The sequence below is a fragment of the Gracilimonas sp. genome, assembly GCF_017641085.1.
Lineage (GTDB): Bacteria > Bacteroidota > Rhodothermia > Balneolales > Balneolaceae > Gracilimonas.
Genome location: NZ_JAEPPI010000001.1, coordinates 109,890 through 124,047, shown reverse-complemented (window position 1 = coordinate 124,047; position 14,158 = coordinate 109,890). Strand labels below are relative to the sequence as shown.

At 44.4% G+C, this 14,158-nt stretch carries 10 protein-coding genes; all 10 read right to left on the bottom strand.

The annotated features are described in order from the left end of the window. Positions 1-870 carry a sterol desaturase family protein gene (locus tag JJ941_RS00435; protein WP_290960822.1) on the bottom strand — a complete coding sequence of 290 codons (870 nt, stop codon included), beginning with the start codon at positions 868-870 and terminating at the stop codon, positions 1-3. A 132-nt stretch (positions 871-1,002) separates the two neighbouring features. Then, complete coding sequence (locus JJ941_RS00430; protein ID WP_290960819.1) at positions 1,003-3,525, bottom strand: zinc-dependent metalloprotease; 2,523 nt, start codon at positions 3,523-3,525, stop codon at positions 1,003-1,005. A gap of 115 nt (positions 3,526-3,640) precedes the next feature. Continuing rightward, a complete protein-coding gene (locus JJ941_RS00425; protein WP_290960815.1) occupies positions 3,641-4,516 on the bottom strand; it encodes an alpha/beta fold hydrolase in 876 nt (291 codons plus the stop codon). Between the two features lie 11 nt (positions 4,517-4,527). Beyond that, a complete protein-coding gene (locus JJ941_RS00420) occupies positions 4,528-5,370 on the bottom strand; it encodes a pseudouridine synthase (RefSeq protein WP_290960811.1) in 843 nt (280 codons plus the stop codon). After that, complete coding sequence (scpB, locus tag JJ941_RS00415) at positions 5,367-6,164, bottom strand: SMC-Scp complex subunit ScpB (protein ID WP_290960808.1); 798 nt, start codon at positions 6,162-6,164, stop codon at positions 5,367-5,369. The genes JJ941_RS00420 and scpB overlap by 4 nt, the downstream gene beginning before the upstream one ends. Before the next feature lie 109 nt (positions 6,165-6,273). Next, positions 6,274-7,416: a succinylglutamate desuccinylase/aspartoacylase family protein gene (locus tag JJ941_RS00410; RefSeq protein ID WP_290960806.1), complete on the bottom strand. Its 1,143-nt coding sequence runs from the start codon at positions 7,414-7,416 to the stop codon at positions 6,274-6,276. Positions 7,417-7,448: 32 nt separating this feature from the next. Beyond that, positions 7,449-9,368: a CBS domain-containing protein gene (locus JJ941_RS00405; protein ID WP_290960803.1), complete on the bottom strand. Its 1,920-nt coding sequence runs from the start codon at positions 9,366-9,368 to the stop codon at positions 7,449-7,451. Between the two features lie 87 nt (positions 9,369-9,455). Further along, complete coding sequence (priA, locus tag JJ941_RS00400; protein ID WP_290960800.1) at positions 9,456-11,891, bottom strand: primosomal protein N'; 2,436 nt, start codon at positions 11,889-11,891, stop codon at positions 9,456-9,458. Positions 11,892-12,181: 290 nt separating this feature from the next. Beyond that, the gene (locus tag JJ941_RS00395; RefSeq protein ID WP_290960797.1) at positions 12,182-12,553 is read right to left on the bottom strand and encodes a four helix bundle protein; all 372 of its coding nucleotides are present in this window, start codon (positions 12,551-12,553) and stop codon (positions 12,182-12,184) included. A gap of 58 nt (positions 12,554-12,611) precedes the next feature. Beyond that, entirely contained in the window at positions 12,612-14,153 is a 1,542-nt protein-coding gene (locus JJ941_RS00390; protein WP_255133183.1) for a YifB family Mg chelatase-like AAA ATPase, read from the bottom strand. Positions 14,154-14,158: the final 5 nt, after the last annotated feature.

Sequence of the window (14,158 nt, the reverse complement as noted above, 5' to 3'; positions counted from 1 at the left end):
TTAATCATTGTCAGATTCACGGATATCTGCTTCATCCCCAAACTTAGATCCTACCGGTGGGCGATAAGACTGAAAGGGTATTTTAAGCAGATTGCCCAGGTTGTCATTTTCAGCCGGATCCATATGCGTATCGATGCCATACTTGAGTTCAGTCATCTCATCTACCTGGGCAAAAGTTCCAAACATACGGTCCCAAACGGCAAAGATATTCCCATAGTTAGTATCGGTTAACGGCTGCGTATAATGGTGGTGAACTTTATGCATCAACGGTGTGATAAATACCCATGATAAAGCCCGGTCTATCTTTCTTGGCATGTTGATGTTCGCATGGGTTAGATGCGCGAATAATGCCGATATACTTTGATAAAGGAAGACAATCCAGATTGGCGCACCTACAACTATCACCCCAATAATGGTAAAAATCATTCGAAAAACAGCTTCGCCGGGGTGGTGACGGAGTCCGGTGGTTACATCTACAGTAGTATCACTATGGTGAACGAGATGAAATTTCCACATGAACACAACTTTATGTTCTATCCAGTGAATCAGGTAAGCACCGAAAAAATCGAGCAGCATAACCCCAACTATGGCCTGAGCCCACACCGGCATTTCAATCCATTGAAGAACGCCGAATTCGTTAGTCGTCACATAATTGGAAGACCAAACCAAAAGACCGGCAAAACCCAGACCTATCACCACAAAAAAACCATTCAGCACCAGGTTTATAGCTGCATGGCGTACTTTTTTATATCCAAACTCGAAGAGCGGAAAAACACCTTCAATAATCCAGAACAGAAAAATTCCGCCCACCAACATGCCTGCCCGGAAAACCGTGGGGACATCTTCAAAAAATTCAATTAATGATTCCATAGAAACAGAGTGATAATTAGCTACCTGCCAAAGATGCTAAAACAGTGATTGATCTTCAAAATCAAAACATAAAAAAAGCCCCCACTCAAAATTATGAGCGGGGGCTAAAAAATTACTTAGCTGGTTTAGAAATTAATCGTCACCATCTAAAATGTCTTCAACTCTCATTTGCGCGTCCTCAAGATGCACACGGGTTGATCGGTCAAATCCACCACTTCTGAGCGCACGAGCGATATCGCGGTTCAGAATTGTAAGCTGATTTCGAACGATTGGTCGGATATCAGACTGACTTACATCAACCTGGGTCCAGCCAAGAAATTGTCTCCATTGAGCAGGAATACTTGGAAGCTCATTGTTCATCAGCGATTCCATCTGTTCGATGTATGCACGCTGCAGGTTTCTGCGATGCACGTCAATATTTTCGTTTGCACGCACTTCAGTGAAGATACCGTTTCGCAGGTCATCCATCATTTCAAAAGCGGTGTAAACATCACCGGAAGCTCGTCGCTCAAATTCAATCAGACGAGCAATTCGTTGAGCATCTGCTACACTACCAAGTACATTCTCCTGGTAGTTTCTGAAGTTATCAATTGCAGATGACTGGTTCACGCGGCTCAGGATTTCATCACTGAATGCCCAGGTTGGTGAACTGAATGCATGCTGCTGAAGAAACTCCATGGCTTCACGTTGTGTGGCTTCGGGTACCGGCTCGTAAACCGCACCGTCCTGCTCATAGGTCTTGTGGTTCTCATACACACCGCCAATATTGCTGAGTGCATGCCCCATATAACGGTACCACTGGCTGAGGACATTGCCGTATAGTTCTTCCAGCTCTTCGAAGTTAGCTCCATCTCTCTCTGTCCAGTCAATCAGGTTTTCAGTAATAACCTGAAGGTTGGCAAGACCAAGTTCACCGGCTTCCATAGCGTTGTTGGTGAGGTCTTCATTCTGAGAACGAGGATCAATTTTACTTCCTGTCTGACGACCATAGAAATAAACCGGATCGTCAGCTCTTTCGATAGTCCACTCATTCAGAGTAGCTTCGATTTCTTCGTCACTCATGTCATCCGGAAACCAGGTATAACCCCATTTGGTCACCCATTTGTCATATTCACCAACAGCAGGATAGAAGTTTGTAACTCCGTCACCGGGCTGAGCCACATAGTTGAAACGGGCATAATCCATAATGGAAGGTGCGGTTCCGTGGTTTGAGGTAAACTCAGGATCGCGAAGCTGATCTACCGTGTAGGCATAACTTGAACCCCAGTTGTGAGGGAAACCAAGTGTGTGACCTACTTCGTGAGCAGATACAAATCGAATCAGTTCACCCATAATTTCATCATCAAATTCCACACCGCGGGCATCCGGGTTGGCTGCGGCCGTTTGAATGAAGAACCAGTTGCGAAGCAGGTTCATCACGTTGTGGTACCAGCCAATGTCACTTTCCAGTATCTGTCCGCTTCTTGGGTCATGTACATGCGGACCGTAGGCATTTTGTACCGGAGATGCGAAGTAGCGGATTACAGAATAGCGCACATCTTCAGGGCTGAACTCAGGATCTTCTTCTTTGGTAGGAGGAAGTTTACCCATGATAGCATTTTTGAAACCGGCGGCCTCAAAAGCCACTTGCCAGTCATCCACACCCTGAATCAGATATTCTCTCCATTTCTTAGGTGTAGCCGGATCTACATAATAAATAATCGGATTTTCAGGCTCTACCAGCTCATCACTTTCACCGTTTAACCATGCGATGTAGGCTTCTTTATCTTTAGGAACCAGTTTCCATCGGGTGATATCGCGGATTTGCTTCGCCTTTTGAGCATTATCCGTGTACTTGGTTTTCTGGACACTGAAGAATCCGACTCGCTGATCGTACGAACGAGATCTCATTTCCTCTTCCGGAAGTACAATCATACTATGGTTCAACTCCAGAGAAATGGTTCCGGTAGAAGAGTTTGAAGGAGGGTTACTGGCGTCATAGGTAATCAGGTTCCGTGCTTCAATATTCTTAGGGTAACTGTTGATGTGCTCAATAAAAGTTCGGCTGCCATCAACACGGCGCACCTGATACTCTCGTCTGTCACCGCTATCCAATCCTAAAGATGGGATGTCATCGGTAAACAGGCTGGTGATTTCAACTACGGAACCGGTTGAGTCTTCGTTCAGAGCGGCAATATCAAACGTTGCGATAATGGGCTCGAAGTTCGAATTTCTTACCGCTTCGTAAATAGGCATCGTATCTGAGGCGACGTTCTCGTAGGAAACGTGGCGGAGCAAAATCTTGTCTTGTTTCTTTTGCCACCGCACGATTTGGGTGTTCAGCTTTTCACCGCCGTATCCCAGGTTATCAGCCGTTTTAGCAATACGACTCACTAATAGCATTTCGCGGTCTAAAAGGTCATCGGGAATTTCGTAATAATATTTGTCGTCAACTTTATGCACATCAAACAGACCTTCGTCTGTTTCGGCATCTTTGGTGATTACATCACTGTATTTCTTCATCCCGTCATCACTGCCAGGCCCACCACGCATTCCTCGTGTTGATTTTTCTGAAGAACTTGCTGCTTGTTCTGCTGTTTTACACCCTGCAAATACAAAGGTAAAACTCAGAAGCAATACGGCAAGTTTGGTAAAAGTATTTTTTCCGTAGTTCATGGTTCCTCGTTAGTTCTTAATTGGTAAATAATCAGATAGGTGAAAGTGAGGCTACTTTGCCTGCTAATCAAGTAGTAGCGGGTAATTGATGTGTAAAAATATTAAAAGAGCCCTCTCAGCGAAGGTGTTCCACGAACCAGCCTTCGGTCCATTCAAGCACTTCAGCGAATGGTTTGGGGAAATCCTGGTCTTCAAAAGGATGTGCAGCGCCATAGGTATGCGTGCCATTGGCAACCAACCGAAGCTCTTTATCCCGGGCTTCGCATGCAATATGCAGTTTTTCAGAGTTGGTATAAGTCACAGCTTCATCATCTCTGCCATGAATAAAAAGAGTGGGGATTCTCAAATCCTTCACCCGCTCCATCGCTATAACCCGTTCTGCATTATCCACGGAGTCTTCATATACCACTTTCCCGACCTTCATCTTCTGTCCGGTCCGGCTGTTTTCAATTTCAGTATAACCCTGTTCTTCCCAATCTTTTTTCATTTCTTCGGTCCAGCGCTCTCGATAATCAGCCACAGCTGACCATGTGACCAAACAGTGTACAGGAGCATATTCAACAGCTGCCGCGATAGCCGTTTGCCCACCACGGGAATGCCCCAACAATCCTATCACATCTGTATTTAGATTGGAGTGGTTATCTGTAATCTCACCTTTTTGCAGCGCATCAATTACAGTTCCTACATCATCCAGGTCCTGAGAAAGTGTTTCCCTTTCGAAAAGCTCCAACTCAGTGAATTCGGTCTTGTTGTCTCCGATTCCATTGAGTGAAAAATTCATGGCAACTACTCCATACCCGGCCCGTGCCAGTTCTTCGCAAACATCCGGAAATGGCCCCCAGTCTTTGAAACCTTTTAATCCGTGCAGGAAAATAATGACCGGAAAGCTCAGTCCGTTTCTTGAAATAGGTGAATACAAATCATAACGGATCGGCAACCCTTCATTAGATTCTACCTGTCCGGATGAAATCGAAATACTGCTAATCTCCATGTAATATGTGTTTATTTGCCTTTATTAAAGTCTAATGTCTCAAGCTTAACCAATTTTCGCAGGTTATTAATTTCATTTTGGCGAAGATATCTCCATCTCCCCATCGGAACGTCTTTTAGCGTGAGTCCTGCATATTCAATCCGTTTGAGTTTGGTTACTTCTGTTCCGTGAAATTCTACCATGCGGCGAATCAATCGGTTCCGGCCTTCAAAAACTGACATCTCAAAGGTATATGGGTCATCCACAAATTGGGTAATGTTATATCCTTTTGCGATCCCGTCTTCAAGTTCTACACCTTCGAGGTACTGCTCAAGCTGCCCTTCCGAAAGAGGGTTTTCAGTGGAAACCTGATAGGTTTTTCGAACTTCATAACTGGGGTGCATCAACCGGTGAGCCAGGTCGCCATCGTTTGTTAACACGAGTAACCCGGTGGTGTTTCTATCCAGCCGGCCCACGGGATATACGCGATAACCGGTGGCATCTTCAATCTGGTCCATCACCGTTGTCCGGTCGCGGTCATCATCGGTTGTGGTAATTACATCTTTGGACTTATGCAGCAGCAGATATACAAATGGTTCCAAACTCAGGTTTTGGCCGTCTACTACAACCGAATCTTTGCGCCGGACCTTTGTGCCTAACTCTGTAGTCACTTGCCCGTTAACCTGGACCTTACCCGCAGAAATATACTCGTCTGCATCACGGCGCGAGCAAAACCCGGCATGGGCTATAAATTTATTTAACCTGATTTCCTCGTCTTTGGAATAATTCTGGTCTGCGGTGGCTGCTTTTTTAGAATCCGCCTTATTTTTGGGTCTTCTCTTTCCTGATTTATTTCCACCTTTATGGTTACTCATTCTTCCTCGTTATTTTCTCTTTCTTCATTTTCATTTTCAGGTTGAGCTTGTTCTTCCTCAACCTCTTCATGTTCTTCTGATTCTCTGGCTGCCTTCTTTTCCTGGTATTCAGTCAACAGTTCTTCGGCAACATCTTCTTTGGTTACTTCTTCATCTTCATCATTCATTTCCTCCATCATAAGCTGGCGCTCCATCAATAACTGACGATGCTCAGCCATGTCATCATCCTTCAGAATTTCATCGATCTCGCGTGGCTTCGGCAATTCATCCACCGAGTTAATTCCAAAATGACGCAGAAAATGCTTTGTAGTTCGGTATAAGAGCGGCTTTCCGGGGCTGTCGGCGCGGCCGGAAACTTCAATCAGAGCTTTCTCCATTAGCTGACGCAAGATATACCCGGAATCAACACCTCGTATCTGGTCCACTTCCGGCTTGGTGATGGGCTGGCGATAAGCTACTATGGCAAGCGACTCAATAGCCGATTGCGACAACTTCCGGTAGGCATTTTCGTGCTGGAAGATACTGAGCCAGTAATGATATTTCTTCTGCGTGACAAAAGTATAGCCCCCACCCAGCGCCTGGATGCGAAAGCTCAGTCCATTTTCATCATAGCGTTCGTTCAGCTTGTCAACGAAATCAGATACCGTTTCTTCAGTAATTTCAATCTGTTCTTCATTATCAACAATGATTTCCCGGATTTTGGAACCGGGAATAGGCTCCTCACTGGCAAAAATCAGGGCTTCAATCACCGATGAAAGCCGGGTGCCATCAACAAATTCATAATCGTTTCTCATCGAAAGTGGTCATAAAATTCAAAATTGCCGGCTTTACAGAATGCCGGCTAACAAAGATTTTAATATACAGCCTAATAAAGAGCTAACAAAAAAACTGTACCGTGAAAGATTAAATGCGTTTGTAGCAAATCAACCTGTTTTCATCCTTTCTGATAACTCTGTAGCCCAGAAGGTGAAAAATTTCCTTCACGAAGAATCGCGCAATGGTAAGATTTACGGAATAAGCACCGGGTTGAAATTCTTCTACCCCGGGCAGGTAGTGCAGGTAGTTGTTGAGGAAGCTGTCTCTGAAAATAGAAGATATTTCGAGCCAGAAAGGTGAACGTCCTTTAAGAATAAAAAAGCCGTCATTTCCTTTCTTCTGATATAGAGGCATAAATATGAATCCGGATACAGGGGCAAGTATTCTCTTGTAATCGTCATAGGCCAGAAAATCTCCTTTTCTGACACTGTCAAAATTCACATATCCTTTTTTCATCCTGAATACCTCAGGATCCTCAACCATATAATGATGATTGATTTCATAGTATTTAATGGGAATATCCGACTCAGGCCTCAGTTTCTCCTCAAGGTGCCTTAGCTTCTTAATTCCCAGATTCACAATATTGACGTAATCGAGATATATCCAAAGAAAGGCTTCGGTTCGCTCGATGGATAGTGGATCGGTGTGACTGCCTGCTTCAAAACCAATTGCAGGATAGCCTAAATCGTTGATATAACTGAGTAATGTTCCGTGTATAGATTCTTCGATTCCCAGAATTTGGGGTACCGGAAACCGTAAAGCAATTCTACGGTTTTCAAGCGTATCATTAAAAGGAATGAATGCACAGCTTTTAGCCGATGTAGTATGTAAATCAATGAAGTAAACCTCCTTCATATCATCACTGTATCTGCCAATCAGTCCCTTAATAATCTCCCTTATTTCCAGGGCTTCCTTCCATTCAGCTGATTCACGCAATTCTTCAGAACCTGAGTCGAGCTCGTTCCAAATTCGGTTCAGGTCAAAATCAATATACCTTACCCCTTCTTCTATCGCAGTTTTGTTACCGCTTATCATATACACCGAACCCTGTATATCACCTTTCATGGATTCCAGGGAATTGGCAATCTGCTTGCAAGCATTTATCCCTGCCGTTTCATTTCCATGCACTCCCGCAAAAACCACAAATATGGGACCTACTTCTGCTTCATGACTCCATATTATCCTGCTTGTATCATCTTTTTTTTGTTCTGTTTCCTTTTCGATGTGCATTAAGTTGACGGTCAATACTTCGGTGCTGATAATTATTTTTGGTTTTCAAGTGTTTTCAGAAGACGAATGGTAATCTTCATAAAGTTACCCTCCGATATTATTCCTATAAGCCGGCTGTTTTTCACTACCGGGAGACAACCAATCTTTTGCTCCCTCAGTATTCTCATAGCCTCCATTATAGATGCTTCCGGGTGAATCGTAATGGGATTCTGAAGCATGATATTGCTTACGGTTTTGGTACCTGTGTCTTCGCCTTCCCCTTCAGCTTTTGAGTATTCCCGTAACAACTGCCTCATGGTGATCAACCCTATTAAGTGCTTCTGATCATCTTCTACGGGTAAATACCTGATCTTTCGCCAGTCTAACAGGTTTGCAACAAATTCGAGTATATCATCTTTATGAACGGTAAACAGGTCGGTAGTCATAAACTCTTCAACCATCAGGGATGACGGTTTCCAGTTTTCCAAATCTTCCAACTTTGCTAACCCCCATTTATGAACAGGTTCTCCTTTGTTTTGATTTTTCATCATTGCTGAAGTGATGGCTGTAAGTGCCTGGTCTCTGTTACTCTCTTTAACTAAATTTCCATACGATTTTACCACCCAATAAGAACCGGTTTGGGCTGAATTCACTCTCTCCTCTATCACACCAAGGTAGGTATCAATGTCAGAAGAATTGATATCAGCTTTCATTAATCCGTTCCGTGCAATCGGTAACAGTTCATCTTTAATCAAATCAACCGCCGATACTTTCCGGTCACCGGTCCACATAAATTTGGTATCCAGTCCCATTTTGGATGCTGCAAAAAAGTTCATCCGGGCGTTATCAAAATCAAGTTCTTCGGTAATATCTTTATACTCATCTTCAAAACCATTCAGAAGTCCAAGCCAAAAAGCTGCATTTGACACTTCATCTACAACTGTGGGTCCCGATGGAAATATTCGGTTTTCAATTCTTAAATGAGGTTTTCCGTTACTAATACCATAACAAGGCCTGTTCCACCTGTACACTGAAGAATTATGCACTTTAAGCGCCATAAGTTCCGGAGCTGTACCTTCCTCAATTAGTTTCTCCACTTCTTCTTCTACTTCAGCACTTAGCATAACCCGATACCTGGAGATGTCTTCTTTATAGATATCCAGTATGCTGTCTTGCAACCATTCGTTCCCAAATGTCACACGCGGGCTGGAATCACGCAAATGTTCTCCCACCTGCCGTGTATCAATAGACTGATGAAATAGGGCTACCCTGGTTTCAGCCCAAAGTCGTTTCCCAAACAATACCGGAGAATTTACTGCACAAGCTAAAACCGGAGCGGTAACCGCTTGTGCAATGTTGTATCGATTCACAAATTCATCAGGTTTAACCTGCAAATGAACCTGAAAACCTGTATTACAGGCTTCCAATAAGGGTGAGTCAAACCGCATCAATAACTCATCCATTCCCTGAATCCGAAGCTCAAATTCTTTGCCCCGCAATTTATTTATGGCTTTGCACAGGGCTTCATATCGCTGAAGTGGAGTCAGGTTTTTCATATCCACATCCATTTTCCGGATAGTTGGCAGGATTCCGGTCAGCAATATGTCTCCACCTAATTCCCTGACGGTTTTTCTGACATGCTCCACATCTCTATGCAGATTATGCTCCATCTCAGACAAACAGTTCCCTGTAAAAGTCAGCGGGTCCATGTTAATCTCAAGATTAAACTTGGCAAACTCGGTGGTATAATTTCCTTCCCCCAGGTTCTCAAGTACTTCGATCGACTTTGGAAAAGCTTTTACGTTTTGATCTACTAAACAAAGCTCCTGTTCAGCACCAATTCGAATGGTATCGGTTTCAAACCAGTCATTTTCAAGCATGGTTTTCAAGGCCCGCATATCGCGGAACACATGCTTCATGAAGTTCTGCACCTGTTCGTTATCGTCAGCAAGCTTTACGCGCTCTTCTCCCATAGTCTGTTCCGTTAGATGGGTTGAATTTCATTCACCCTTAAATACCGACTTTGCGTACCCTTTTGCAAGTTTTTTGAAGGAGCTTTTTTACTGAATGGCGTCCACGTTTACATTTACCCTCACCGATGAGAATCTGCCTTTGGTTTCTGCTTCATATACTCCCATAATTTTCTCCACCACCGCTTCGATATAACCCGCTCCTTTTTCAGGGTCAATCTTCAGCGTTACCTCCCAAATGTACTTCTTATTCATCCAGGGAATGGCACCCGGCGAAGGCCCTAAAACAGCTAATTCAGGAACCACTCTGCCAATTGATGAGGTTAGCTGATGGGCCGCCTGACTCACTTCTTGTTCCTTTGTTGATTTAAGCTCAAACTGTATAAGGCGTGAATAAGGCGGATAATAAAGCGGTTTCCTGAATTCCATCTCCTGCCTTGCAAAACCCCGGTGATCGTGTTCTTTAGCAAACTGGATGGCCGGATTTTCCGGCTGCCGGCTTTGCAGAAATACGGTGCCGGCCTTCTCTCCTCGCCCCGACCTTCCCGAAACCTGGCTCAGCAGTTGGTACATCCTTTCCGTTGCCTGGAATGAAGGAAAGGCCAATTCCGTATCGGTATCAATCACCCCTACCACCGTTACATTTGGGAAATCGAGTCCTTTGGCCACTAATTGAGTTCCTATTAATATATCTGCTTCACCTTCCCCGAATGTATTCAGAATCTGTTCATGGGCCCCTTTTCGGGAGGTAGAGTCTCGATCAAACCGGATTACGCTTGCCTCAGGGAACAAATCTCCGAGTTGTTCTTCGATATTTTGCGTTCCCGATCCTTGTACTTTCAGGTTTGAAGAACCGCAATGCTCGCAGTTGGTGTCAGCCCTACGGGAATACCCGGAGTAGTGGCACATCAACAGGTTTTTTCGCTTGTGATACGTCAGGCTAACCGAACATTCCGGGCTTTGGGGGATATGCCCGCAATCTTCACATTGCAGATAACTGGCATAGCCGCGCCGGTTGTACAACAAGATAATTTGCTCTCCTTTTTCCAAAGCTTCTTCCATCTCCATAAAAAGAGGAACCGCCAGTTCGCCTCGCATCGCTCCTTTATACTGTTTTAGATCCAGCACCTCCACTTCGGGTAGCTTTGCTTCTGCATGGCGCTTTTTAAGCTCCAGCATATCACACTTCCCTTTGGCCGCCATATTCAATGCCTGCATACTTGGCGTAGCCGACCCCATAATGACAACGGCTTCATTTTCTCTGGCTCTCACAATCGCCGTTTCCCGGGCATGATACCTGGGAGCGGGATCTATTTGCTTGTACGAGCTGTCGTGTTCTTCATCCAGAATAATAAGCCCAAGATTTTGTACCGGAGCAAACACTGCTGACCGTGGCCCAATGGCGATGTTCTTTTTCCCTGAATTCAGATCTTTCCACGCCTGCAGCCGTTCACGGTTTGTCATTCGGCTATGCAGAACAGCAATCTGATTACCAAAAATGCGGTAGAACCGGGATACCGTTTGCGGGGTGAGTGCAATCTCAGGAACTAAAACAATGCCGCCTTTACCATTCTCCACCACTTGTTTGAGCGCATGGATATATACTTCGGTCTTTCCACTTCCTGTAATTCCAAACAGCAAATAATTGGCAAACTCTTCTTTCGTCAGTGATTCACTTATTTTCTCAAAGGCTTTTTCCTGGTCTTCATTCAGGGTTTTTATGGATTCCGGTTCATGAGATAGGTGATCGATTTCGGTTTTCTTCTCCACATCCTGATAGGTAATCCAGCCTTCGTCACGCAGCTTTTTAAGAGTGTATGAAGTCAGAACCGACTCCCCGGAAATCTCAGATTGTCGGATAGGAATTTTTTCTGCGATATGAGCAAGTGCTTCTATCCACTTCAATTCACTGTTAGCACCATCACTTTCTAAAAACTCTTGTGCTGCCTCTTTATTTCTCCCTTCAGCCCATATCCATTGCCGCTCTGTAGCTACCGTCACCTTCAGGTCTGGCTCTTCCCAAATCTCGATTACTTTCTTTTTAAGCAGCTTTGAGAATACTTTATTTAAACCCGTTCCCTTATACCTTTTCTTGGCTTCATTCAGCGTTGTTTCTGATTGTTGAAGGTCTTCAATAATTTCCTTTTGATCTTCGCTCAATCCTGCATCATCAACCGATTCAGATACTCTCAGGTATTTGCGGGAAACGAAGTTCAAACCCGCGGGCAGTGCAGCCTGAATGGTTTCTCCCCAGCTGCTATAATAGAACCTTGAAATCCATTGGGTAAGCTTCAAAAGCTCCTGCGACAGAAGAGGATCCTCATCCAGTATTTTTCGCAGGGGCTTTGTTTTGAAAGAAGGAGTTTGATTATGAACACCCACAATCACACCAATGGCATAGTAGTTTCTGAATGGTATCCACACGCGCTGTCCGGGCTGTACAGAAGCCATAAGCTCTTTAGGTACGTGATAAGTAAACTGCTTTCGGACCGCTGCCGGTAAAGCTACATCAACAAAAGTGGACAAAATATCGGTGTGATCTTGGTTTCATGAATAAAGGAAGGAAAGCTTATCCAATTTCAACGCCTGAATCAACCAATTTATAGAACCACCAGTAAATAAATCAGAATAATAAGTACCGGTAAGCTAAATACCAGTCCGCCTCTCCAATATGCCGTTCTGTTTCTCATAACCGTCTCCTGTCTAACTATTTACCGCTGATGACAGATTTAGTTTCATCAACTCCAATTTTAATTAAATCATTCTCTCCAAACACCACATGAACATGTGAACATTGAACAAGGAACACCCAACGTTTAAGTTTCTTTTCTAAAGTTGTGCGTTGCTGTTTGGATGCTCTTCACAAATATTGCAATGAGTTCATTGTTTTCTTTCAATGTTTCATCCAAGATTAGGTCAGCAAGTATTCTTCTCTTTTTGAGAATAGAAATATTTACCTGCGTCTCTCTAAGTTCTTTGGCGCCAATTTTCAGTTTATGAATAAAATCTTTTCTTGATTCCGCACTTTGAGCTTCACCATGATGAAATGCCGGTGATGTTCCACTTTTTACTAATTGCTTAGCAAAATGGATTCCCATAACTGTTTTAGGCAGCTGATCAACAATTTCCAGTACCATAACTGAAAAATTTATCAGCCTTTCCTGTAAATCATATTTCACATTTCTCATAAGTCTTCGTTTAAGTTATAGTTTAAAGTTCAACATTCGATGTTCCTTGTTCAGTGTTCTACCCCAGCCATCCTTCTCGGTCCAGGCTTCTGTATTGGATGGCTTCAGCCACATGGTTTGATTTGATTTCTTCGGAGTGATCCAGATCGGCTACTGTCCTTGATACTTTCAGGATACGATCGTAGGCACGGGCCGAAAGTCCCAGGGAGGTAATCGCTTTTTTGAGGATGGATGAGCCGGCATCATCCAGCTTGCAGACTTTCCGGACGGTACGGGTACTCATTTGGGCATTGCAATAAACACCTTTCATCCCCATAAACCGTTTGGACTGAATTTTTCGGGCTTCCACTACCCGCTCCCGAATATCTTTAGAAGACTCCCCTTTTGCCTTGCCCGATAGTTCTTCATAACTCACCTTATGCACTTCAATATGCAAATCAATCCGATCCAGCAGTGGCCCGCTGATTTTGCTCAGATATCTCTGCATCTGCATCGAACTGGTGCCATTCATTTCTTGTGGATCATACCAATCACCTGATGGAGAAGGATTCATCGAAGCCACCAGCATCACCCGGCTCGGATAGGTCACGCTCATTCGGGCCCGTGAAATGGATACACTGCCATCTTCCAGCGGCTGGCGCATTACTTCGAGCGCACTACGCTTAAACTCCGGCAGTTCATCTAAGAACAAAACTCCGTTATGCGCCATCGAAATCTCGCCGGGCATGGGGATGCTCCCCCCTCCCACTAAAGCCACATCCGATACCGTGTGATGAGGAGACCGAAACTGACGTTTGGTAATCAGTGCTTTTCCCGATTCTAAAATCCCTGAAACCGAATGGATTTTGGTTGTTTCGAGCGCTTCCTCTAAAGTCAGCGGCGGCAGAATCGTTGGTATTCGGCGGGCCATCATGGTTTTTCCTGAACCCGGAGGACCTACCATAATTACATTATGTCCACCGGCAGCAGCAATCTCCAGGGCTCGTTTTACATTTTCCTGTCCACGGACATCACTGAAATCCAGCGGGTTGTGTTTCCCGTTCTGGTGAAAATATTCCTGCACATTACTTCTCAATGGGTCGATATTCCCGCGGTTTTCGAGCCAGTCTTTCACCTGGTTCAGATGCTCAAACGGGAACACTTCAATCCCCTCCACAACTGCTGCTTCTCCGCCATTTTCTTTGGGAACAACCAGGTATTTGAATCCTTTTTTGGCAGCCTCAACGGCAACCGGAAGTACTCCTTTGACCGGACGTATTTTTCCATCCAGTGCCAACTCTCCCAGCATTACGGTATCGTCCAGTTTGTCGGTATGGATTTGCCCAGACATATTCAAAATTCCGATGGCCAGTGGCAGATCAAATCCATTTCCTTCTTTAGGTAAGTCGGCCGGAGCCAGGTTTGCTGTGATTCTTCCCAATGGATAATAAGAGCCCGTATTCCGAATGGCTGCTTCTACCCGGTCTCTTGATTCTTTTACGGCGCGGTCCGGCAATCCCACCAAAAAGAACTTAACCATTCCATTGGTGTGATGTGTTTCTACGTCAATAATCTTTGCATCCACCCCCACTGTAGATGCACAGTAAACTCTTGAAAGCATGTTTT